We start from the raw sequence: 23,114 nt of genomic DNA on the forward strand, positions 1-23,114 counted from the left end.
TATGGAAGCCCTGTTAACCGAGGCCGCCGCCGCGAAACTACTGCGTCCGCTGGACGTCCAGTTTGCCCTGATGGTCGCCCGCGACGACGCTCCGGCGGTGCTGCTGGCCGCGGCAATGCTCAGCCGCGACGTGGGGGAAGGGCACGTTTGCCTGCCGCTCTCGCGGATGCAGCCGGATGAAGAAGAAACGGGAAGGGCGCGCGCGCTCTGGCAGCAGCTATTTGCCCTCGCCGGGCCGCCGGAAATGATTGCCGCGCACCTCCAGCGTTCACCGGCGGTAAGCGCCGGTGACGACGCAACGCCGATGGTGCTCAGCGACGGGCGGCTCTATCTCAACCGGATGTGGCGCAACGAGCTGAGCGTCGCCCGTTTCTTTAGCGAGGCCGACGAGCCTGAGCAAGAGGATGAGTCGCCGCTAGCCTCCGCGCTGGCGGCGCTGTTTCCCCCTTCCGACGAGGTGGACTGGCAAAAAGTGGCCGCCGCGGTGGCTCTGACGCGCCGCATCTCGGTGATTTCCGGCGGGCCGGGCACCGGCAAAACCACCACCGTGGCCAGGCTGCTGGCGGCGCTGATCCAGACTCGCCAGCAGGCGCGCTGCCGGATCCGCCTCGCGGCACCCACCGGCAAGGCGGCGGCGCGGCTCACTGAATCGCTGGGCATCGCCCTGCGCCAGCTGCCGCTGAACGAGGTGCAGAAGGCGCTGCTGCCCGCGGAGGCCAGCACGCTGCACCGTCTGCTGGGCATTCAGCCCGGCAGCCAGCGCGGGCGCTATCACGCCGGGAATCCGCTGCACCTCGACGTGCTGGTGGTGGACGAAGCCTCGATGATCGATTTGCCGATGATGGCGCGCCTGATCGACGCTCTGCCGGCGCATGCGCGGGTGATTTTCCTCGGCGATCGCGATCAGCTCGCGTCCGTGGAGGCCGGCGCGGTGCTGGGGGATATCTGCGCGTGGGTCAACGCCGGCTATACCGCCGGACGGGCGCAGGCGCTAACGCGGCTTACCGGCACGCCGGTACCGGCAGGCGAGGGCCTGCAGGCTGGCGCGTTGCGCGACAGGCTGTGCCTGCTGCAAAAAAGCTATCGCTTCGGCAGTGATTCCGGCATCGGACAGCTGGCCCGGGCGGTGAACCACGGCGATCGCGCCGCGGTGCGGGCGGTTTTTCATCAGGGATTTGAAGATATCGCGCTGCGCCCGCTGGCCGACAGCGCGCAGTACGCGGAGATGCTTGACGACGCGCTGGCGGGCTACGGCGAGTATCTCGATCTGCTGAAAGCGCGGGCGGAACCGGCGGCGATCCTGTCCGCCTTTAACCGCTACCAGCTGCTGTGCGCCCTGCGGGAAGGGCCGTTCGGCGTCAGCGGGCTGAATGCCCAGCTGGAGCAGCTGCTGGCGCGCAGGCGCAAAATTACGCCGTCTGCACATTCGCGCTGGTACGAAGGAAGACCGGTGATGATCGCGCGCAACGACAGCGCGCTGGGGCTGTATAACGGCGATATCGGTATTGCCCTGAACAGGGAGAACGGTCTGCGGGTCTGGTTTCCGCTGCCGGACGGCACCCTCAAGTCGGTGCAGCCGAGCCGCCTGCCGGAGCACGATACGGCCTGGGCGATGACGGTGCATAAATCCCAGGGTTCTGAGTTTCATCATGCGGCGCTGGTGCTGCCGGACCGCAGCGTGCCGGTGGTTACCCGCGAGCTGGTGTATACCGCCATTACCCGCGCCAGGCAGCGGCTGTCGCTGTACGCTGATGAAAAGCTGCTGGCGCAGGCCATTACCGTTCGCACCGAGCGCCGGAGCGGGCTGGCATCGCTGTTTGCCCAGCTGTAGCGGAGAGTCTACCGGGCGGAGCCGCCCGGCAGCGCGCCTCAGGCCAGATCGGCCATCAGCACTTTTGAGCGGCGCTGGTAGTTGTACATCTGCTTTTTGCTTTCCGGCAGCAGGTCGATTTCCACCGGTGTGAAGCCGCGCTCCTGGAACCAGTGGATGCTGCGGGTGGTGAGCACGAACAGTTTATCCAGCCCCATCTGCCGGGCCTGGGCCGCCACGCGCTCCAGCAGCACTTCACCCCGCGCCGAGCTGCGGTAGTCCGGATGCACCGCCACACAGGCCATCTCGCCGATGCGCTCTTCCGGGAAAGGGTAGAGCGCCGCGCAGGCGATAGTAGTGCCGTCGCGCTGGATCACCGTAAACTTGTCTATCTCCATTTCCAGCTGCTCGCGGGAGCGGCGCACCAGAATGCCCTGCTGCTCCAGCGGCTGGATCAGTTCCAGAATGCCGCCGATGTCGTTGATGGTAGCGCGGCGGATCTGCTCCGCGCTCTCCATCACAATCTGGGTGCCGATGCCGTCGCGGGAGAACAGCTCCTGCAGCAGAGTGCCGTTTTCCTGGTAGCTAATCAGGTGGCAGCGGCGCACGCCGCTGCGGCAAGCTTTGATCGCGCCGCGCAGGAAGCGCGCGGTGCCGGAGTAGTTGTCGCCTTCCGCTTCCAGCGTCTCTACCCGGGCCTGGGCCTCGTTGGGAAACAGCTCGGAGACAATCTCGCCCTGCTCGTTATAAACCCCCTGCGAGGAACAGAAGCCGATCATTTTCTCGGCCTTGAGCTTAATGGCCAGCTGGGTGGCAATCTCTTCTGACGTCAGGTTGAAGCTTTCGCCGGTGACCGATACCGCCACCGGGCCCATCAGCACGATGGCGCCGCTGTCGAGCTGGCGGTGAATGGCGTCTTCGTCGATGCGGCGGATGCGGCCGCTGTGGCAGTAGTCCACGCCGTCGTCCACGCCCAGCGGCTGGGCGATAATGAAGTTGCCGCTGACCACATTAATATGCGCGCCCTGCAGCGGCGTGTTGCCCAGGCTCATGGAGAGACGGGCGGTAATATCCAGCTGCAGCGTGCCGGCGGCCTGCTTTACCAGCTCCAGGGTTTTAGCATCGGTGACGCGGGTATGCTTGTGGTAAACCGGCTCGTGGTGATGGGCGGCAAGATTGGCGTCAATTTGCGGACGCGCGCCGTAGACCAGCACCAGGCGAATGCCGAGACTGTGCAGCAGGCCGATGTCGTTGACGATGCTTGAAAAGTTATCGTGCTCGATGGCTTCGCCGCCCAGCATGATCACGAAAGTTTTGCCGCGATGGGCGTTGATATAGGGAACGGAATGACGAAATCCCTCAACCAGCTCGGTTCTGCGTTCCTGTACCACAGCCTGACCTCTATGAATGTTTATTCGCAATTAGTATATTTTTATTCTGTTTTAGCGGCGAGTGCAAGCAACAATTTTCAAACAAATGGTTCAATTATGCTCACCGGCGCGGCGTATCTTCATAATGTTTACCCTTTTATGGATGACAGGTTATGCGCCTTTGGTTACAGTTTCCGGTTCAACAGCTTGTTAAAAAAAGTGAAACCAGTTTTTTGCTCGGGAGTTGCATGTCTGGAAGTCAGTCGGGATTAAGCCGCCGCCGTTTTATTAAAGGCGCAGGGGCAATGTGGTTGCTGAGCGTCAGCCAGGTTGGGCTGGCGGCCGCGAGCCACGTTGTGGCGGTGCGCGTGTGGCCCGCCTCCACCTATACGCGGGTGACGGTGGAATCGAATCAGGTGCTGAAATATAAGCAGTTCGCCCTGAGCCATCCCGACAGGCTGGTGGTGGATCTGGAGGGCGTTAACCTCAATTCGGTGCTGAAAGGCATGGGTGCCCAGATCCGCGGCGACGATCCTTTCATCAAATCCGCCCGGGTAGGCCAGTTCGATCCGCAGACCGTGCGGATGGTGTTTGAGCTTAAGCAGAATGTTAAGCCGCAGATGTTTGCCCTGGCGCCGGTGGCCGGCTTTAAAGAGCGCCTGGTGCTGGATCTCTATCCGGCAAACGCTACCGACGTGCAGGATCCGCTCCTTGCGCTGCTGGAGGATTACAACAAGGGCGATCTGGAGAAGCAGGTGCCGCCCGCCGCCAGTGGACCGCAGCCGGGCCGGGCAGGGCGCGACAGGCCGATCGTCATCATGCTCGATCCAGGCCACGGCGGCGAAGACTCCGGTGCGGTGGGCAAATACCGCACCCGCGAAAAGGACGTGGTGCTGAAAATTGCCCGCCGCCTGAAGGCGCTCATTGATAAAGAGCGCAACATGAAAGCCTACATGACCCGCAACGAAGACGTCTTTATTCCGCTGAAAGTGCGGGTGGCGAAAGCGCAGAAACAGCGCGCGGATCTGTTCGTGTCGATTCACGCCGATGCCTTTACCAGCCGCCAGCCGCGCGGTTCCTCGGTATTTGCGCTCTCTACGCGCGGAGCCACCAGCACCGCGGCAAAATATCTCGCCCAGACACAGAACGCCTCAGATCTCATCGGCGGCGTCAGCAAGAGCGGCGATCGCTACGTCGACCACACGATGTTCGATATGGTCCAGTCACTCACCATCACCGATAGCCTGAAATTCGGCAAAGCGGTACTCGGCAAGCTTGGGCGGGTTAACAAACTGCATAAAAATCACGTTGAGCAGGCCGGATTCGCGGTGCTGAAAGCGCCCGATATTCCGTCGATTCTGGTGGAGACCGCCTTTATCAGCAACGTTGCGGAGGAGCGCAAGCTCAAAACGGCGAAGTTCCAGCAGGAAGTGGCGGAGTCGATTCTGGCGGGGATTAAGGCGTATTTCTCGGACAGTGCGACGCTGGCGCGGCGCAGATGATCTCTGGTGCGGCGCTTAATAAAGGCGCCGCGCGGTAATTGCGTTAAATAAAGAAGCGTGTAGAGGTGAGAGCGGCAGGCGCTTTTAACAAAGTACAAAAACAAAAAAACACCCGTTAAGGTGCCTATTGTTTAATGAAGTGGTTGCGGGGGCCGGATTTGAACCGACGACCTTCGGGTTATGAGCCCGACGAGCTACCAGGCTGCTCCACCCCGCGTCCGTCATTTACCTTGCTAAGCAGGTAAATCTTACTACATGTCTTACTTTTAATTGGTTGCGGGGGCCGGATTTGAACCGACGACCTTCGGGTTATGAGCCCGACGAGCTACCAGGCTGCTCCACCCCGCGTCCGTGGATGCGCACTATACTCAGCTCACGTTTCTATGCAACCCTTTTTTCTGGTAAAGCGCTAATTTCTCGTGTAAGTGGGTAAAAAGGGGGCTGTTTGTCGCTTTTTTATTCAATTCCCGTCGGGTAGCTCGTTATCACATTTCAATAGCCCCGGTGGTTTGTTATCTTCATCACGCATTCCGCTTATGTATAAAGAAGAAGAGATATTATGAAAGGACGTTGGGCAAAAATAGTGGCAACAGGCGCGCTGGTCGCGATGCTCGCAGCCTGTTCGTCTAAACCGACCGATCGTGGTCAGCAGTACAACGACGGCAAGTTCCGTCAGCCTTTCTCTCTGGTTAATCAGCCTGACGCCGTGGGCGCGCCGATTAACGGTGGCGACTTCGCCCAGCAGATCAACGAAATTCGTAACGCGTCGCCGCGCCTGTACGGCAATCAGAGCGGCGTGTTCAATGCGGTGCAGGAGTGGCTGCGCGCAGGCGGCGATACCCGCACTCTCAAGCAGTACGGCCTTGACGCCTGGCAGATGCAGGGCGCTGACAACTACGGCAACGTGCAGTTTACCGGCTACTACACGCCGGTGGTTCAGGCCCGCCACACCCGCCAGGGTGAGTTCCAGTATCCTATCTACCGCATGCCGCCCAAGCGCGGCCGCCTGCCGTCCCGCGCCGGTATCTACGCCGGACAGCTTAGCGACCGCTACGTGCTGGCCTACAGCAACTCCCTGATGGACAACTTTATTATGGACGTGCAGGGCAGTGGCTACATCGACTTCGGCGACGGCTCGCCGCTCAACTTCTTTAGCTACGCCGGGAAAAACGGCTGGCCCTACCGCAGCATCGGTAAAGTGCTGATCGATCAGGGTGAAGTGAAAAGAGAGGATATGTCGATGCAGGCTATCCGCCACTGGGGAGAAACCCACAGCGAGGCGGAAGTGCGCGCGCTGCTTGAGGCCAACCCGTCCTTCGTCTTCTTCAAACCGCAGTCCTTTGCGCCGGTGAAAGGCGCCAGCGCCGTGCCGCTGGTGGGCCGCGCTTCGGTAGCATCCGATCGCAGCATCGTTCCTGCAGGCACCACGCTGCTGGCGGAAGTCCCGCTGCTGGATAACAACGGCAAGTTTAACGGCCGCTACGAGCTGCGCCTGATGGTCGCGCTGGATGTGGGCGGCGCCATTAAAGGCCAGCACTTCGATATCTATCAGGGCATTGGATCCGAGGCCGGGCACCGCGCGGGCTGGTACAATCATTACGGCCGCGTCTGGGTATTGCGCAGCGCGCCGGGCGCCGGTAACGGCAACGTGTTTCGTGGTTAAGTGAGTTTGTTATGTCAGTAGTAATTAGCGACGCCTGGCGCCAGCGGTTTGGCGGCACGGCGCGTTTGTACGGCGAGAAGGCGCTGCAGCTGTTTGCCGACGCGCACGTGTGCGTGGTCGGCATCGGCGGCGTGGGCTCCTGGGCTGCCGAAGCCCTGGCGCGCACCGGCATCGGCGCCATTACGATGATCGATATGGACGACGTCTGCGTGACTAACACCAACCGGCAGGTTCACGCCCTGGGCGGCAACGTCGGGCTGGCGAAGGCCGAGGTGATGGCGGAGCGCATCCGCCTGATCAATCCCGAGTGCCGGATCACCGTCATTGATGATTTCGTTACCCCGGACAACGTCGCTGAGTACATGAGCGGCGGCTTCAGCTACGTGATTGACGCCATCGACAGCGTGCGCCCGAAGGCGGCGCTTATCTCCTGGTGCCGCCGCTATAAAGTGCCGCTGGTCACCACCGGCGGCGCGGGCGGGCAGACCGATCCGACGCAGATCCAGGTGGCCGATCTGGCGAAAACCATTCAGGATCCGCTGGCGGCCAAGCTGCGTGAGCGGCTCAAAAACGATTTTGGGGTGGTGAAAAACAGCAAGGGCAAGCTGGGCGTTGACTGCGTGTTCTCCAGCGAGGCGCTGGTTTATCCGCAGTCAGATGGTTCAGTGTGCGCGATGAAAAGCACCGCGGAGGGGCCAAAGCGGATGGACTGCGCTTCCGGCTTCGGCGCGGCCACCATGGTAACCGCCACCTTCGGCTTTGTTGCCGTGTCCCACGCCCTGAAAAAGATGATGGCGAAGGCCGAACGTCAGGCCTGAGCCTCGCGGGCGGCGGCGAGTACCGCGTCGCCCAGCGCCGTCAGCCCCTGACTGCGCGAGGCGCTGAGCTGGCCGCGCAGGCCCAGCTCGTCAAACAGCGCCAGCGGATCCCCCGCCAGCAGCTGCGCGGGACTTTTCCCGTCTACTGCGGCCAGCAGCACCGCCAGCAGCCCCTTCACAATTCTGCCCTCGCTGTCGCCGTAAAAGTGCAGCGTGCCTTCGGTTGCGCGGCTGTAGCCCAGCCAGACGCGGTTTTCGCAGCCGGCAATTTCCCGCGCCTGCGCTTTTAACGCATCAGGCAGCGGCGGGAGCCGCTTGCCGAGCAGGATCAGCTGGCGATATTTATCTTCCCACTGGCTGAGCGGGGCAAATGTCTGACGAAGCGCGTCCTCAGAGAGGACGGTGCCGGACTGAAGCGGTGCAGATGCGGTCATTTAATCCACCAGTATTTCAAGCGCGCGATCGACGGCGGCCACGAGGGCGTCAACGTCGTCCTCGGTGTTGTAAGGCGCAAAAGAGGCGCGCAGCGTGCCGCTGACGCCGAGCGCGGCCAGCAGCGGCTGGGCGCAGTGCTGCCCGGCGCGCAGGGCAATGCCGTACTCCGACAGCAGCGTTACCATATCGGCGTGATGAACGCCGGCGAAATTAAAGGCCAGCAGGCTGGATCCGGGACAGCGGAAAGCGGTAAATCCGGGGCGGCTGGCCAGCGCGGCTTCAGCGCGGTCTGCAAGCCCGCAGCTCCAGCGCTCGGCTCCGGCCATATCGATACCTTCCAGCCACTCCAGCGCCGCGCTCAGGCCAATGACTCCGGCAACGTTCGGCGTCCCCGCCTCCAGCCGGTAGGGCACCGGCTGGGTTTTGAAGCCGTCGAAGGTGACTTCGGTAATCATTTTGCCGCCGCCGAGCCAGGGCGACATGGCGTCCAGCAGTTCGCCCCTGCCGTACAGCGCGCCGATGCCGGTTGGCCCGTACAGCTTGTGGCCGGAAAACGCGTAGAAATCAATATCCAGCGCCTGCACGTCCGCCGGGCAGTGCACTGCGCCCTGAGCGCCGTCCACCATTACCAGCATGCCGGCGGCGTGGGTCAGCGCAATGGCCTGCTGCAGGTCCGGGCAGCCGCCGGTGACGTTAGACATCTGCCCCAGGGCCAGAAAGCGGCTGCGTTCGGTGATGAGTGACGGAAGAAGGGCGATATCCGGCAGGCGATCCGCGCCCAGCGGCAGCTTAACGATGCGCGCGCCGGTCTGTTCGGCCACCATCAGCCAGGGAACCAGATTCGCGTGGTGCTCGGCCTCGCTGACGATTATCTCGTCGCCGGGGCGCAGGCGCGGGCGGGCGTAGCTCTGAACGACCATATTGATGGCTTCGGTGGTGCCGCGGGTCCAGACAATATTGTGGCTATCCGGCGCGTTAATCAGCCGGGCAACCCGCTCCCGCGCGGCTTCGTAGCGCGCGGTCAGCGCCCGGGCAGCGGCGAACTGGCTGCGGTGAACGCTGCCGCCGCTGAGGCTGTAAAACTGTTGGGTAGCGTCAATGACCGCCTGGGGTTTAAGCGCGGTGGCGGCGCTATCGAGATAGGTGCCGGCATCCGCCAGCGCCGGGAACTGCGCGCGAAACTGCGCCGGATTAAAAACGTTCATGGCTCTCCTCGTTGCAATCGCGCGATCGTCGCGCAATTTAGCTCTTTGGGCAAGGCGGGCATAACTGTCAGAATTTTCCGGTAATTCTGGCAGGTTTCGGATAGTGCGTTATGCTGAAAACTGTCAGGTGCATACATGAGTTCGCAGATATACGAGTTTTCTATAGCATTTATTGCTAAAACTCCTCACTGACCTGGTACCGAAAAACAAACATATGGAAACAAGGAGTAAACCATGAAAAAGACTGCCGCAATTATCTCAGCTTGCCTGTTCACTTTAGCTCTCAGCGCCTGCTCTTCCAGCAATTATGCGCTGCACACCACTGATGGCCGCACTATTATTTCTGACGGTAAGCCGCAGACTGATAATGATACCGGCATGATCTCTTATAAAGATGCCAACGGTAACAAACAGCAGATCAACCGCTCTGATGTCAAAGAGATGGTCGAGCTGGGTAAATAATTTGCTGATTTGAAAGCAAAAAAAAGCACCGCAATTTTGCGGTGCTACATTAATCACTATGGACAGACAGGGTAAATGTACAGGAAGTGAAAAGCGGTAGTCTCGCTACCCAGGTCTGAACTCCAGACCAATTGCAAACACAACAACACAACATCACAACCGTAAGCCAAAAGCCCATCAGAACACGCATTCCGAAAAAACTTTTCGTTCCGGCTCAGGAAGTGCCGCCACTATAGGTATTTGCTGGTAGAAGCTCAACGGACAATTTATAATGGCTCAGATAAAAAAAACTAATAGGTTACATGATGTAATCTAATTGTTAAATGCAGACAACATCTAAGCCAAAACAATCATGTCCAAGCGATTACCTCCCCTCAACGCATTACGTGTATTTGATGCTGCCGCCCGCCATCTGAGCTTTACCCGCGCCGCCGACGAGCTGTTTGTCACCCAGGCTGCGGTAAGCCACCAAATCAAGTCCCTGGAAGATTTTCTCGGCCTGAAGCTGTTTCGCCGCCGTAATCGATCGCTACTGCTGACCGAAGAGGGGCAGAGCTATTTTCAGGACATCAAAGAGATTTTTTCGCAATTAACCGAAGCGACCCGTAAACTTCAGGCCCGCAGCGCGAAAGGCGCGCTCACCGTCAGTTTATTGCCCAGTTTCGCCATTCACTGGCTGGTGCCGAGGCTTGCCAGCTTTAACTCAGCTTATCCGGGAATCGACGTCAGAATCCAGGCGGTGGACCGCCAGGAAGATAAACTCGCCGATGATGTCGACGTGGCGATTTTCTACGGCCGCGGCAACTGGCCGGGGCTGCGGGTTGAAAAGCTGTACGCGGAATATTTGCTGCCGGTCTGCTCGCCGATGCTGCTCACCGGCGAGAAAGCGTTGAAAACTCCCGCTGATTTGGCGCAACATACGCTGTTACACGATGCTTCACGCCGCGACTGGCAGACCTACACGCGCCAGCTGGGCTTAAATCATATTAACGTTCAGCAGGGCCCAATCTTCAGCCACAGCGCGATGGTGCTGCAGGCGGCCATTCACGGGCAGGGCATTGCGCTGGCCAATAACGTGATGGCGCAGTCTGAAATTGAAGCCGGCCGTCTGGTGTGCCCGTTTAATGATGTACTGGTGAGCAAAAATGCCTTTTATCTGGTTTGTCATGACAGCCAGGCTGAACTGGGTAAAATAGCCGCCTTCCGCCAGTGGATTCTGGCCAAAGCGGCAAGCGAGCAGGAAAAATTCCGCTTTCGATACGAACAATTAGGTCCCGCCGTCCGGGACCCTCTTTAGGATAATGACATGACCGGTCGTTTCATGCTGATTTTCACCGCGATAAGCGGCTTTGTGTATGTGGCGCTGGGCGCCTTTGGCGCCCACATGCTGAGTAAATCTTTGGGCGTTGTGGAGATGGGCTGGATCCAGACCGGCCTTGAGTATCAGGGTTTCCACACGCTGGCAATTTTAGGGCTGGCGGTGGCGATGCAGCGCCGCATTAGCATCTGGTTTTACTGGAGCAGCGTCTTTCTGGCGCTCGGCACGGTGCTTTTTAGCGGCAGCCTGTACTGCCTGGCGCTGTCCCATTTACGCCTGTGGGCGTTCGTCACTCCGGTCGGCGGCGTCAGCTTCCTGGCCGGCTGGGTGCTGATGCTGGTCGGCGCGATTCGCCTCAAGCGCCGCGGCGGTTCCCATGAATAAAGTGATTCTGTATTGCCGCCAGGGCTTCGAAAAAGAGTGCGCGGCGGAGATTTCCGACAAGGCTTCGCGCCTTAACGTCTTCGGCTTCGCCCGGGTGAAAGAGCAGTCCGGCTACGTGATTTTCGAGTGCTATCAGGACGGCGATGCCGAAAAACTGATCAAGGATCTGCCTTTCAGCTCGCTGATTTTCGCCCGCCAGATGTTCGTGGCCGGCGAACTGCTCAAGGATCTGCCGCCGGAAGATCGCGTTAGCCCGGTGGTCGGCATGCTGCAGGGCGTGGTGGAGAAGGGCGGCGACCTGCGGGTTGAGGTCGCGGACACCAACGAAAGCAAAGAGCTGATGAAGTTCTGCCGCAAGTTTACCGTGCCGCTGCGCGCCGCGCTGCGTGAGGCGAAGGTGCTGACCTCTTATGAAACGCCGAAGCGCCCGGTGGTTCACGTCTTCTTTATTTCGCCGGGCTGCTGCTACGTGGGCTATTCATTAACCACTAATAACTCGCCGTTCTACATGGGCATCCCGCGCCTGAAGTTTCCGTCCGATGCGCCGAGCCGCTCGACCCTCAAGCTGGAAGAGGCCTTCCACGTCTTTATTCCGGCGGACGAGTGGGACGAGCGCCTGGCGAACGGCATGCACGCCGTGGATTTGGGCGCCTGCCCCGGCGGCTGGACCTATCAGCTGGTGAAGCGCAACATGTGGGTTGCCTCGGTGGATAACGGCCCGATGGCCCAGAGCCTGATGGACACCGGCCAGGTAAGCTGGCTGCGGGAAGACGGCTTCCGCTATCGCCCGACCCGCAACAACATCTCGTGGATGGTGTGCGACATGGTCGAAAAACCGGCGAAGGTCGCGGCGCTGATGGCCCAGTGGCTGGTAAACGGCTGGTGCCGGGAAACGATCTTTAACCTCAAGCTGCCGATGAAAAAGCGCTACGAAGAGGTGTCGCAGAATCTGGCCTATATTCAGGCCCAGCTCGACGAGCACGGCATTAACGCGCAGATTCAGGCGCGCCAGCTGTATCACGATCGCGAAGAAGTGACTGTTCACGTGCGCCGCCTGTGGGCCGCCGTGGGCGGGCGCCGGGACGAGCGCTAGCCTTACCGACATCGCTAATTAAGCAAGCGGCCTGCGGGCCGCTTTTTACTGCGCCAGCCGCAGCTGCTGTAAATTGCCGTCCAGCGCCAGATCGGTTTGCAGCGTCGCCACCTCGCGGCAGATGAACGCCATCTCCCGGTGCTCCACCAGCTTTTTGCGCCACTTCTCCGGCACTGCCTCCAGATCTGCGTAGAGCGCCTCCAGCGTGGCGTGCTGGCTCAGCAGTTCGGTGGCGCTCTTCGGCCCGATACCCGCCACCCCCGGCACTTTCGAACTGCTAATCCCCGCCAGCCCCCAGTAATCCGGCAGCTGTTCGGGGCGCACGCCAAACTCGGCGGCAATAAACGGCGCGTCCAGCCAGCGCTTCTGAAAATAGTCGCGGATCTGGATGGTCGGCGACAGCAGCTGGCAGTAGCCTTTGTCGGTGGAGACAATCGTCGCCTGCTGCCCGGCCGCCGCCACTTTTACCGCCAGCGTCGCGGCCAGATCGTCGGCTTCGTTGCCGGCAGAGGCCCAGCACGGTACGCCGCGCTGCTCGAATGCCCGGCGGATGTTGTCCATTTCGGCATGCAGGTCTTCCGGCATCGGTGCCCGCCCGGCCTTGTAGTCCGGCAGCCGCTGGTGCCGCCAGCTCTGGTTGCGCGCTTCGTCATCGAACACCGCCACCGCGTGGGTGGGGCGGCTGTGGACAATCAGCTGCGCAAGGGCGTGCAGGCAGGTGTCGACGCAGGGGGAGCCCTGCACCGCGTGGATGCGGCGGATCAGGTTCAGGGCGTCGACGATAAGTAAATGAATAGCCATCGGAAAAACTCTCTTAGCTCGGACGGGCATACCCTACCATTTCGCGCAAGGAGGGGCTATGCGCGCGTGCCGGTTCGGGAAAGCGCCTCGCAAAAGCCGCCGGCGGGCGGAAAAGTCGTTGAATGTCGGTTAGGTTGCTATGTATATTTCTGACACACCAAAAAGAGATATAACAATGAGTAACAGTATGCACCTCGCGCAAAAAATTCAAAAACTGCAGCCCTCCGCCATTCGTGAACTCCTCAAACACAGCAAAATGCCCGGCGTCATCTCTCTTGCAGGGGGCATTCCCTCTGCGGAGCTGTTCGACAAGCAGGGTCTCTCGCAGGCGACCCAGGCGGTGCTCGACACCCAGTTCAATGACGCATTTCAGTACGGCCTGACCGAAGGCAGCGCCGAGCTGCGCGAGCAGCTGGTCACCCTCTGCCGCCAGCGCGGCATTAACACCGACAGCGATCGCCTGCTGATCACCTCCGGCTCCCAGCAGGCGCTGGATCTGCTGATCCGCGCCCTGGCGGACGAAGGCGACGTGTTTGTGGTTGAGCGCCCGACTTATCTGGCGACCCTGCAAATTCTGACCCTCACCGGCGCCAGCGTAAAATCGGTAAGCAGCGACGAGCAGGGCATGATTGTGGACGAGCTGGAAGCGTTGCTGAAAACCACCCGCGTTAAGTGCGTATACATTGTGCCGACCTTCGGGAATCCGAGCGGCACCACCCTCAGCGCCGAACGGCGTGAAAAGCTGGTGAAGCTGGCGGCAGAACACGATTTTGTGATTATCGAAGACGATCCCTACGGCGAAATCGCCTTTACCGATCGCCGGGAGAAGTCGCTGCTGCAGACCGCCGCTGAACAGGGGCTGGAGGCGCACGTCGCCTACACCTCCACGTTCTCAAAAATCCTCGCGCCGGGCCTGCGGGTTGGCTGGATTATTCTGCCGGAATGGATGAAGCAGAAAGTCGCCATTGTGAAGCAGGCCACCGACCTGCACGCCAATGCCTTTACCCAGTCGCTGGTCAGCGCCTACCTTAAGCTGGATCGCCTCGGGCCGCAGATAGCGCTTATCCGCGATGCCTATAAGCAGAAGTGCCTGCGGCTGTCGCAGCTGCTGGAGGAGGAGCTGGGCCAGCATCTCACCTTCAACCAGCCGCAGGGCGGGATGTTCCTGTGGGCGACCTTCCGTAACGACATCGATACCACCGCCTGGCTGCAAAAAACGCTGGCGCAGGGCGTGGTGTATGTTCCCGGCGAGTTCTTCTTTAGCGACAATCCCGATCGCCGCACCCTGCGCTTATCCTACGCGACCGCCACCGATGATCAGCTGGTGGAGGCGGTGCGTCGCCTGAAGGCGGCGCTGTAATTCGCTCAGGAGATAGCCGACAGCAGGCGCGCGTCGCCGAGGGTTTCTTCGTACCAGACCGCGTCCCGCACCGCGATGGGCCGGTTCAGTATCCCCAGCGCGTAAAAGCGATCGGCGATAGTTTGCTGGTCGCGGATTACCGACAGCGCCATCGGGCGTGGGCTGTGGCTGCGGCGGGCCAGGGCCTGTTCCAGCGCCGCGGGACTTAGTCCAAGCTCTGTTGAAAGCAGCCGGGCAGCTTCGCGGCGCTGGCGGTCGATAAACAGCCCGGTCTGGGTCAGCTCGTCCAGCAGGCGCGGCATAATGTCCGCGTGGCGCGCGGCGTACTCCCGGTGGGAGAGGTAGAACTGGTGATTGTTGACCCGCCCTTCGCCGCTGGCCACCACCCGCAGCTCCCCCCGCAGCTCGGCATCGCTGAGTAGCGGGTCCCACATCATCCAGGCGTCCACCGACAGATAGTCGCTGGCGGTGAGCGGATATTTCGGCGGCGTGTAGACCACCTTCACGTCGTTGAGCGACAGTCCCGCATCCTCCAGAATCTGCACCAGCAGCCAGTGCACATTCGATCCCTTATTTAATGCAATCCGCCTGCCGCGCAGATCGGCAATGCTGCGGATGTCGCTCTCCTGCGGCACAACCATCGCCACGCTGCGCGGCGCCGGCGGCTCCCAGGCGACGTACAGCAGATCGCTGCTGGCGGCCTGGGCAAAGATCGGCGGCGCCTCGCCGGTAGTGCCAAAATCGATCTCCCGGCAGGCGAGAGCGTGCAGCAGCTGCGGCCCGGCGGGAAACTCGCTCCACAGCACGCTGATGCCGAGCCCGGCGAAGGCGACCTCCAGACTCTGGCGCGCCTTCAGCACTCCGAGATTGCCAAAGCGCTGATAGCCGATGCGCAGCTCCCGGCTGCTGCGGGAAGCCGAAAAGGTTTGCCGCAGCGGCGTCGGCTGGCGGCGGCTTTTTATCACCCCGAGGTGGGCGAGCTGGGTGCGCAGGCTATGGCGGCTGATGCCGAGCAGCGCGGCGGCCTGGCTCTGGTTGTCCTGGCAGTGGGCCATTGCCCCGCGCACCAGTGCCCCGGTGACTTTCTGCCACAAATCCTCTTCCGGCTTATCGAGCTGGTGCTGAATAAAGGTCTCCAGCTCGCTGCTGGCGGCAGCGGCGGGCTCAGGCGAGCCCAGCGGCGTCAGGCGCAGCTGCGCCGGGCCTATCTCTTCCTCCCTGCTCAGCAGCACCGCGTTGTGCAGGGTGTTCTCCAGCTCGCGAATATTGCCGGGCCACGGGTATTCCGTCAGCCGCGCCAGCGCTTCAGGCGCCAGCCGGCGCGCCGGGCGGCCGAGGCGGCGGGCGTACAGAGATAAAAAGTGGTTAGCCAGCAGCGGAATATCCTGCTGGCGCTGGCGCAGGGGGGGCAGTGCCACGATGGCGATATTAAGCCGGTAGTAGAGATCTTCCCGGAAGCGGCGCTCGCGGATAGCCAGCGCCAGATCGACGTGGGTAGCGGCAATTACCCGCACGTTCACTTTGACCGGCCGCCGGGAGCCGACCCGGGTTATTTCCCGCTCCTGCAGTACCCGCAGCAGCTTGACCTGCAGGGGCAGGCTCAGCTCGCCAATTTCATCGAGCAGCAGCGTTCCGCCCTCCGCGGCTTCAAACCAGCCCGGATGGCCCTGGGTTGCGCCGGTGAAGGCGCCCTTTTCGTGGCCGAACAGCTCTGCTTCAGCCAGGCTTTCCGTGAGCGCACCGCAGTTCACCGCCAGAAACGGCTGATGCCGGCGCGGGCTGTGGTGGTGCAGATAGCGGGCCACCACCTCTTTACCGGTGCCGGTTTCGCCAACGATAAGCACCGTAGCATCGGTGGGCGCCAGTTTGTCCAGCAGGCTCTGGAACGCTCTGGAGGCCGGGTCAATCAGGACGGGCTCGGAATGTAGCATGGTCAACCTCCGGTCATCGTGGGATCCCAACTTATCCCGCACCGGAGCCCGATGCCAGAGGCCGGCCCGCGCCAGCTGCTGCAAAACCCACAGCCGGCAGGCAGCGGCTGTCGCATTAGCGACAGAAGCCGTGGCCGGGTTAAAAAATATATTATTGATTTAAATGTATTATTTTAATTTTCAGCATTGGCACGGATCTCGCTAATGGTCATATAACCAAACAAGAAGCTACCTTCTACAAATTCCAGATATGGTTATATAGGAAACAGATAATGACCCGAGACGCGCAAAACAACATCAATCTGTTCTGGTTTCTGCCCACCCACGGCGACGGACGCTATCTGGGAACGGCGGAGGGCGGGCGTCCGGTGGATTTGCCTTACCTGCAGCAGGTGGCGCTGGCGGCGGACAGCCTCGGCTATTACGGCGTGCTGATCCCCACCGGCAAGAGCTGTGAAGATGCCTGGCTGGTGGCCTCCGCCCTTGCACCGCTGACCCGCCGGCTGCGCTATCTCGTGGCGGTGCGTCCCGGCCTCCAGCCGCCGACGCTGGCGGCGCGGATGGCGGCGACGCTGGATCGTCTGTCGGAAGGGCGGCTGCTGATCAATGTCGTGACCGGCGGCGATCCGGTCGAGAACAAGGGCGACGGCATTTTCCTCAGCCACGCCGAGCGCTACGATGTCACCCGCGAGTTTCTCGATGTCTACACCCGCCTGCTGAAGGGCGAGAAGGTGGACTATCACGGGAAGCATATTCATGTCGAAGGTGCCGAGGTGCTGTTTCCGCCGGCGCAGGAAAACGGCCCGCCGCTCTACTTTGGCGGCTCCTCGGACCCGGCCATCGACGTGGCGGCGGACCAGATTGATACCTATCTGACCTGGGGCGAGCCGCCGGCGCTGGTGGCGCAAAAGCTCGCCGTCGTGCGCGAGCGTGCCGCCAGCCGGGGCCGCACCCTGGAGTACGGCATCCGCCTGCACGTCATTGTTCGCGAGACGGAAGAGGAGGCCTGGGCCGCGGCAGACCGCCTGATTGCCCATCTCGACGATGACACTATCGCCCAGGCGCAGCAGATTTTCGCCCGCATGGACTCCACCGGCCAGGCGCGCATGAGTGCCCTGCACAAAGGCTCCCGCGACAACCTGCGCATTGCCCCGAATCTGTGGGCCGGGGTCGGCCTGGTGCGCGGCGGCGCGGGCACCGCGCTGGTGGGTAACCCGCAGCAGGTGGCGGAGCGCATCCGTGAATATCAGGCGCTGGGCATCAGCAATTTTATCTTCTCCGGCTATCCTCATCTTGAGGAGGCGCACCGCTTTGCCGAGCTGGTAATGCCTCTGCTGCCGGTCAGCGGTGCGGCGCAGGCGAAATCGCGCTCCGTTAACACCGGCCCGTTTGGTGAAACCATCGGCGGCGACAGGCGCCCGGCGAAGCAGGCCAGCGCCAGCTGAACGCGCGGCCCTGAACCGGAAGGGAGTCAATATGAACACTGAGCCCCATATCGTGATTGTCGGCGGCGGCTTCAGCGGCGCCGCGGTGGCGATTGCGCTGATGCGCCTTGCCCCCGCGCGCGTCCGGGTGACGCTGCTGGAGCCGCGCCCGCTGCCTGGCGCGGGCGTTGCCTATTCGACAGCAGAGCCTTCGCACCGCATCAACGTGCCGGCGGCGCGCATGCAGCTTGCCGGCGATGAAGAGGGCGCATTTGACCGCTGGTATCGTGAACAGCCCGCTTTTCTCACCGACCCCGACGCCCTGCGCGAGGACGGCGCGGCCTATCCCCAGCGCGGGCAGTTTGGCCTGTACGTAGCCCGGCGCTTTGCCGAAGCGGCAGCGGCCAGCGGCGGGCGGCTGGTGCATTTGCAGTCGTCAGCGCTGGCCTTCGATGAGGGGATTGTCGTCAGCGAAAGCGGGCAGCGGCTGCGGGCCGACCTGCTGGTGCTGGCCATCAGCCATCCGCCGCCGTCGGTTCCCGCCCGGCTGCGCCCGTGGCTGGATCACCCCGGGCTGATTGCTAACCCCTGGCAAACTGAACGACTGGACGCTATCGGGCCGGACGCCCGGGTGACGATTATCGGCACAGGCCTGACGATGGCCGATACGGTGGCTGCCCTCTCCCGGCGCGGGCACCGGGGGCCGATCACCGCGTTTTCCCGCCGCGGGCTGCTCTCCCGGCCCAACCTCAGCGGCGAGTACCCTGAGTGGCAGGGGGAGTATCTGCGCGGCAACCTGCGCCAGCGCCTGCGCCAGATCCGCATGGACGTCGCGGCGGCTGCGGAGCACGGCCTGCCGTGGCAGAGAGTACTGGACGCGGTGCGCAACCAGGGACAGCAGATCTGGCAGGGGCTGAGTATCGCCGATCGCCTGCGCTTTCTGCGGCACCTGCGCAGCTACTGGGACGTGCACCGCTACCGGATCGCCCCGCAGGTGGCGGATGAGCTGGACCGGCGGCAGGACGACGGCAGCCTGCGGGTGCTTGCTGCCCGGCTCGGCGCGCTGGAGGCCCGCGGCGCGGCGCTGCGCATGACGCTGGCCGTGCGCCAGGGGCAGGATCTGCCCGCGAGCCTTCCGCTGGAGGTGGATAATCTGATCCTCACCACCGGCCCGGCCCACGGCAATCTCATTGCCAGCCAGCCTTTTTTGCGCGACCTGGCCCGCCAGGAGCTGATCCGCGCCGATGCGCTCAATCTCGGCATCGATGTCGATTCGCGATCCCGGGCCAGAGGGCACCGGCGCGACGACGCCCCGCCGGTGTTCGTTTCAGGCCCCGCGGCCCGCGCCCGCTTTGGCGAGCTGATGGGGCTGCCTCAGGTGGCGGATCACGCCGCGTTCGTCGCCGCCGAAGCCCTGAGCCAGCTGCAAATCATCCATCCGGAACGATGTCCCGCTAGCTAATTTCATCCCGCTTTTCCTCTGACTTTTTAATCGCGCGCGCCCGGTGCGGGCCGCGCCGTGGAGACTGCTATGCCATCACAACGTGAAATTCGCCTCAACGCCTTTGATATGAACTGCGTCGGCCACCAGTCCCCCGGGCTGTGGGCCCATCCCCGCGACCGCTCGTGGCAGTACAAAGACCTGGAGTACTGGGTCGATTTGGCAAAGCTGCTGGAGCGCGGCAAGTTCGACGGGCTGTTCATTGCCGACGTGCTGGGTATTTATGATGTTTATAACGGAAGCGGCGATGCGGCTATTCGCCAGGCGGCGCAGGTGCCGGTTAACGATCCGCTGGCGCTCATCACGCCGATGGCGCTGGTTACCGAGCATCTGGGTTTTGGCCTGACTGCCTCTATCTCTTTTGAGCATCCGTATCCCTTCGCCCGTCGCCTGTCGACCCTCGATCATCTGACCAAAGGACGCATCGGCTGGAATATCGTTACCTCCTACCTTGAGAGCGGGGCGCGCAATATCGGCCAGCAGGCGCAGAAAGATCACGACGCGCGCTACGACTACGCCGAAGAGTATCTGGAGGTGGTGTACAAGCTGCTGGAGGGAAGCTGGGAGGACGGCGCGGTGCTGCGGGATCGCGAGCGGCGGATCTTCAGCGATCCGAGTAAAATTCATCCGATCAACCACCAGGGCACTTTCTTCTCGGTGCCCGGCATCCACCTGTGCGAGCCCTCGCCCCAGCGCACGCCGGTGCTTTATCAGGCCGGTGCCTCAAGCCGTGGCAAGCAGTTTGCGGCAGGCCACGCCGAGTGCGTGTTTGTTGCTCCGCCGTCGAAAGAGATCCTCAAAAAAACCGTTGCTGATATCCGCCGCCGGGCGGCGGAGGCCGGGCGCGATCCGTACAGCATTAAGATTTTCAGCAAGCACACCGTTATCGTCGGCGAAACCGACCGCGCCGCCCAGGCCAAGTGGCAGGAATACAAGCAGTACGTCAGCTACGAAGGTGCGCTGGCGCTGATCTCCGGCTGGACCGGGGTCGATTTTGGCCAGTATCAGCCGGATCAGGTGCTCAAATATCTCCACACCAACGCCATTCAGTCGGCGGTCGAGGCATTTTCTACCGCCGATCCGAACCGCCAGTGGACGGTGCAGGCGCTGGCGGACTGGGTCGGCATCGGCGGCTTCGGCCCGCTGGTGGTGGGCAGCCCGGAAACCGTCGCCGACGATCTGCAGTCGTGGGTGGAAGAGACCGACGTGGACGGCTTTAACCTCGCCTATGCCCTGACCCACGAAACCTTCACTGACGTGGTAGAGCTGCTGGTGCCGGAGCTGCAAAAGCGCGGCGTCTACAAGAAAGAGTATCAGCCAGGCACTCTGCGGGAAAAACTGCTCGGCGGCGGGCCGCGTCTCGAAGCGCCGCATCCGGGGGCCGGCTACCGGCGCGGGGCGGCGCTCGATCTCCAGCGCCAGGAGAAGGTCATATGATTGATATCGATCGGCTGCATAAAAGCTACCTTACGCCTGACGGCGGCGTGAGCGAGGTGCTGAAAGGCGTGTCGCTGCGGGTGCCGCCGTGCTCGATTACCGCGGTGGTGGGACCGAGCGGCGCCGGAAAATCGACGCTGGCGCGCTGCATCAGCCTGCTGGAGCGGCCCGACAGCGGCAGCATTCGGGTAAACGACCAGGATCTCTCTCTGCTGTCCGGCGAAACGCTGCGCCGCGCCCGTCGATCCATCGGCACCGTCTTTCAGTCATCGGCCCTGCTGGGACGCAAAACTGCCGCGCAGAATATCGCGCTGCCGCTGGCCTATCTGGGGGTGGTGGAACACGAAATCCGCGCCAGAGTGGGCGAGCTGCTGGAGAACGTGGGCCTGAGCCACAAGGCCGATTTTTATCCGGCGCAGCTCTCCGGCGGCCAGCGCCAGCGCATCGCCATTGCCCGGGCGCTGGCCCTGCGGCCGACGGTACTGCTGGCGGATGAGGCTACCTCCGGGCTCGATCCCCAGGCCACGGCAACGGTGCTCGACCTGCTGCGCAAGCTGAAGGAGGAGTACCGGCTGGCGATCGTGCTGATCACCCACGAAATGGACGCGGTGCGCGCGGCGGCGGATGCGGTAGCGGAGATCCGCGACGGCGCTATCGTTCAGGCGGGATCGGTGCGCGAGCTGCTCTCCCGGCCTGATTCGCTGCTCGGAGAACAGCTGCTGCCGCTGGCGCCCGCCGCCGCCCGCGCGGATCTGCTGCTGCGGCTAAGCTATCGCCACGATGTGCCGGTTGCGAACGACTGGATCGGCCGCCTCAGCCAGCAACTTGCGCTGCGTATTGATTTGCTCGGCGGCCACGTTGAGATGATCGATGGCCGGCTGGCCGGACGCCTGCAGGCGGGAGTGAGCTTTCGCGGCGAACGCCTCTCTGCCGGGCAGGTGCTGGACGCCCTGGCGCAGCTGGGCATTGCCGCTGAGCTGCTCGACAGCGCCCCGGCGCTGCAGGAGGCGGTATGAAGCCGATAATCGTCAGCCAGGACACGCCCTGGCGCGACATTCACACGCTGCTGCTGCCTGCCTACGGCGAAACCTGGCTGATGGTGGCGATTGTGATGCTGTTCGTGGTCACGCTCGGCGGCGCGGCGGGCGTGGTGCTGTTTAACGCCTCCCGGCGCGGCCTGTTTCCCCACGCGCATCTCTATCGGGTGCTGAACTGGATAGTGAACATGGGGCGATCCCTGCCGTTTCTGGTGCTGATGGCGGCGATTATTCCGTTCACCTACTGGCTGACCGGCACCACCATCGGCATTCCGGCGGCTATCGTGCCGATGATCGCCGCCGGGATCCCGTTTTTTGCCCGGCTGGTGGAGAGCGCCCTGCGCGAGCTGGCGCCGGAGGTGACCGCCGTTGGTCTGGTATGCGGCGGATCGCGCTGGCAGATAATCCGCAGTGCCCAGCTGAGCGAAGCGCTGCCCGCGCTGGTGGCGGCGGTGACCCTTAATCTGGTGTCGATGATCGAATACTCGGCCATTGCCGGCACCATCGGCGCGGGCGGCATCGGCTACCTGGCGGTGGTTTACGGCTACCAGCGCTTCGACAATCACATCATGATCGCCACCATTGTGGTGCTGATCGCCACCATTCAGCTTATTCAGTTTGCCGGCGACCGGCTGGCAAATCGTCTTCGCCACGCCTCAGGGAGCACCGCATGAGTACCGAACCCTTTACCTTACGCAAAACCCGACGCTGGCCCTGGCTGGCGGCGCTGGTGGTCATTGTGCTGCTGATTGCCGCCTTTGGCTGGTGGCGCAGCCACCAGCAGGGGCCGCAGGTGGTCTTTGGCACTACCCTCAAAATTCATTATGAGCCGGCAATGGCCGGGGAGCAGCGGGTTATCGAGTATATCAATCAGCATATTGCTCCGGACTACGGCCTGACCCTGGAAGCGGTGGGGGTGCAGGATCCGGTGCAGGCGGACAGGGCGGTGGCGCAGGGGCAGTACGCGGGCACTATTTATCAGCACCAGTGGTGGCTGAAGCAGATGGTTGACGCCAACGGCTTCGCGCTCTCCAGCACCGTGCCGGTGTTCCAGTGGGCATTCGGCATCTACTCCGATCGCTACAGCAAGATTGCGGATCTGCCTGCCGGTGCCACCATCGTGGTGCCTGACGACGGCGCCAATCAGGGGCAGGCGCTGTGGCTGCTGCAGCGCATTGGCCTGATTAGCCTCGATCCGGCGGTGGAGCCGCGCACGGCGAAGCTGAAAGATATTACCGGCAACCCGCACCAGTTCGTGTTTAAGGAGCTGGATCTGCTGACCATGCCGCGGGCCCTGAACTCGGTGGACGCCGCCATCGGCTACGTGTCGCAGTTCGACGCCGGCAAAGTGCCCCGGGAGAAAGGCATTCTGTTCCCGCCCGCGCCGCGCACCTTTGCCTCGCAGCTGGTGATCGGCACGCCGTACCTGTCGCAGGAGAATATCGTCAAGCTCACCAAAGCCTTTGCGGATCCGCGCCTGCAGACGTGGTTAAAAACCACCGACGACCCGCTGGTGCAGGGCGTGCTGGTGCCGGTTTCCGCTCACTGATCCAGGAGAATGCC

20 protein-coding genes and 2 tRNA genes are annotated in these 23,114 nt (G+C 62.3%); 15 read left to right on the plus strand and 7 right to left on the minus strand.

The genetic code is table 11. The features are described 5' to 3' along the window. Position 1 precedes the first annotated feature (1 nt). Complete coding sequence (gene recD / locus QZ766_RS11980; RefSeq protein WP_297202326.1) at positions 2 to 1,831, plus strand: exodeoxyribonuclease V subunit alpha; 1,830 nt, start codon at positions 2 to 4, stop codon at positions 1,829 to 1,831. A gap of 38 nt (positions 1,832 to 1,869) precedes the next feature. Here the strand turns inward: recD and argA are convergent, their stop codons facing one another. After that, complete coding sequence (argA, locus tag QZ766_RS11985; protein WP_297202183.1) at positions 1,870 to 3,201, minus strand: amino-acid N-acetyltransferase; 1,332 nt, start codon at positions 3,199 to 3,201, stop codon at positions 1,870 to 1,872. Between the two features lie 227 nt (positions 3,202 to 3,428). Here argA and amiC point away from each other — a divergent pair, with 227 nt between their 5' ends. After that, positions 3,429 to 4,682 (plus strand): N-acetylmuramoyl-L-alanine amidase AmiC, encoded by a 1,254-nt coding sequence (gene amiC / locus QZ766_RS11990; protein ID WP_297202185.1) that lies wholly within the window; start codon positions 3,429 to 3,431, stop codon positions 4,680 to 4,682. Between the two features lie 140 nt (positions 4,683 to 4,822). On the opposite strand, the gene QZ766_RS11995 is transcribed toward amiC, so the two are convergent. After that, positions 4,823 to 4,899, minus strand: a tRNA-Met gene (locus QZ766_RS11995). A gap of 54 nt (positions 4,900 to 4,953) precedes the next feature. Beyond that, positions 4,954 to 5,030: transfer RNA gene (locus tag QZ766_RS12000), tRNA-Met, on the minus strand. A gap of 211 nt (positions 5,031 to 5,241) precedes the next feature. Between QZ766_RS12000 and mltA the strand changes: the two genes are divergently transcribed. Both mltA and tcdA read left to right on the plus strand, forming a co-directional pair. Continuing rightward, positions 5,242 to 6,345, plus strand: a complete 1,104-nt coding sequence (gene mltA / locus QZ766_RS12005) for a murein transglycosylase A (protein WP_297202188.1) — start codon at positions 5,242 to 5,244, stop codon at positions 6,343 to 6,345. A gap of 11 nt (positions 6,346 to 6,356) precedes the next feature. Next, positions 6,357 to 7,163, plus strand: coding sequence for a tRNA cyclic N6-threonylcarbamoyladenosine(37) synthase TcdA (gene tcdA / locus QZ766_RS12010; RefSeq protein ID WP_297202191.1), 807 nt, complete (start codon positions 6,357 to 6,359; stop codon positions 7,161 to 7,163). Here tcdA and csdE read toward each other — a convergent pair. After that, entirely contained in the window at positions 7,154 to 7,597 is a 444-nt protein-coding gene (gene csdE, locus QZ766_RS12015) for a cysteine desulfurase sulfur acceptor subunit CsdE (protein WP_297202193.1), read from the minus strand. The two genes, tcdA and csdE, sit on opposite strands and share 10 nt — an antisense overlap. Continuing rightward, positions 7,598 to 8,803 carry a cysteine desulfurase CsdA gene (csdA, locus tag QZ766_RS12020; RefSeq protein ID WP_297202196.1) on the minus strand — a complete coding sequence of 402 codons (1,206 nt, stop codon included), beginning with the start codon at positions 8,801 to 8,803 and terminating at the stop codon, positions 7,598 to 7,600. Positions 8,804 to 9,037: 234 nt separating this feature from the next. Here csdA and QZ766_RS12025 point away from each other — a divergent pair, with 234 nt between their 5' ends. The 4 genes from QZ766_RS12025 (at position 9,038) to rlmM (ending at position 12,060) form a co-directional block, all read left to right on the plus strand. Beyond that, entirely contained in the window at positions 9,038 to 9,265 is a 228-nt protein-coding gene (locus QZ766_RS12025) for a YgdI/YgdR family lipoprotein (RefSeq protein WP_297202199.1), read from the plus strand. Positions 9,266 to 9,617: 352 nt separating this feature from the next. After that, a complete protein-coding gene (gene gcvA / locus QZ766_RS12030) occupies positions 9,618 to 10,562 on the plus strand; it encodes a glycine cleavage system transcriptional regulator GcvA (RefSeq protein ID WP_297202202.1) in 945 nt (314 codons plus the stop codon). A 9-nt stretch (positions 10,563 to 10,571) separates the two neighbouring features. After that, positions 10,572 to 10,967: a DUF423 domain-containing protein gene (locus QZ766_RS12035; protein WP_297202205.1), complete on the plus strand. Its 396-nt coding sequence runs from the start codon at positions 10,572 to 10,574 to the stop codon at positions 10,965 to 10,967. Next, complete coding sequence (gene rlmM, locus QZ766_RS12040) at positions 10,960 to 12,060, plus strand: 23S rRNA (cytidine(2498)-2'-O)-methyltransferase RlmM (RefSeq protein WP_297202207.1); 1,101 nt, start codon at positions 10,960 to 10,962, stop codon at positions 12,058 to 12,060. The genes QZ766_RS12035 and rlmM overlap by 8 nt, the downstream gene beginning before the upstream one ends. A gap of 45 nt (positions 12,061 to 12,105) precedes the next feature. On the opposite strand, the gene xni is transcribed toward rlmM, so the two are convergent. Beyond that, positions 12,106 to 12,861, minus strand: a complete 756-nt coding sequence (gene xni, locus QZ766_RS12045) for a flap endonuclease Xni (protein ID WP_297202211.1) — start codon at positions 12,859 to 12,861, stop codon at positions 12,106 to 12,108. A gap of 187 nt (positions 12,862 to 13,048) precedes the next feature. On the opposite strand from xni, the gene QZ766_RS12050 reads away from it, so the two are divergent. Beyond that, positions 13,049 to 14,221 carry a PLP-dependent aminotransferase family protein gene (locus tag QZ766_RS12050; protein WP_297202328.1) on the plus strand — a complete coding sequence of 391 codons (1,173 nt, stop codon included), beginning with the start codon at positions 13,049 to 13,051 and terminating at the stop codon, positions 14,219 to 14,221. Positions 14,222 to 14,226: 5 nt separating this feature from the next. On the opposite strand, the gene QZ766_RS12055 is transcribed toward QZ766_RS12050, so the two are convergent. Next, a complete protein-coding gene (locus QZ766_RS12055; protein WP_297202214.1) occupies positions 14,227 to 16,152 on the minus strand; it encodes a sigma-54-dependent Fis family transcriptional regulator in 1,926 nt (641 codons plus the stop codon). A gap of 272 nt (positions 16,153 to 16,424) precedes the next feature. Here QZ766_RS12055 and ssuD point away from each other — a divergent pair, with 272 nt between their 5' ends. The 6 genes from ssuD (at position 16,425) to QZ766_RS12085 (ending at position 23,100) form a co-directional block, all read left to right on the plus strand. Then, the gene (ssuD, locus tag QZ766_RS12060; protein WP_297202217.1) at positions 16,425 to 17,597 is read left to right on the plus strand and encodes an FMNH2-dependent alkanesulfonate monooxygenase; all 1,173 of its coding nucleotides are present in this window, start codon (positions 16,425 to 16,427) and stop codon (positions 17,595 to 17,597) included. Between the two features lie 31 nt (positions 17,598 to 17,628). Further along, positions 17,629 to 19,038, plus strand: a complete 1,410-nt coding sequence (locus QZ766_RS12065) for an FAD/NAD(P)-binding protein (RefSeq protein ID WP_297202220.1) — start codon at positions 17,629 to 17,631, stop codon at positions 19,036 to 19,038. 69 nt (positions 19,039 to 19,107) lie between these two features. Beyond that, entirely contained in the window at positions 19,108 to 20,514 is a 1,407-nt protein-coding gene (locus tag QZ766_RS12070) for an LLM class flavin-dependent oxidoreductase (protein WP_297202223.1), read from the plus strand. Beyond that, the gene (locus tag QZ766_RS12075; RefSeq protein WP_297202225.1) at positions 20,511 to 21,530 is read left to right on the plus strand and encodes a methionine ABC transporter ATP-binding protein; all 1,020 of its coding nucleotides are present in this window, start codon (positions 20,511 to 20,513) and stop codon (positions 21,528 to 21,530) included. Before QZ766_RS12070 ends, QZ766_RS12075 begins: the two co-directional genes overlap by 4 nt. Then, positions 21,527 to 22,225, plus strand: a complete 699-nt coding sequence (locus QZ766_RS12080) for a methionine ABC transporter permease (protein ID WP_297202228.1) — start codon at positions 21,527 to 21,529, stop codon at positions 22,223 to 22,225. The genes QZ766_RS12075 and QZ766_RS12080 overlap by 4 nt, the downstream gene beginning before the upstream one ends. After that, positions 22,222 to 23,100 carry a MetQ/NlpA family ABC transporter substrate-binding protein gene (locus tag QZ766_RS12085; protein WP_297202230.1) on the plus strand — a complete coding sequence of 293 codons (879 nt, stop codon included), beginning with the start codon at positions 22,222 to 22,224 and terminating at the stop codon, positions 23,098 to 23,100. Before QZ766_RS12080 ends, QZ766_RS12085 begins: the two co-directional genes overlap by 4 nt. The last annotated feature ends 14 nt before the right edge of the window (positions 23,101 to 23,114 follow it).

Source organism: uncultured Pluralibacter sp., assembly GCF_913775985.1.
In the GTDB taxonomy this organism is placed as follows: domain Bacteria; phylum Pseudomonadota; class Gammaproteobacteria; order Enterobacterales; family Enterobacteriaceae; genus Pluralibacter.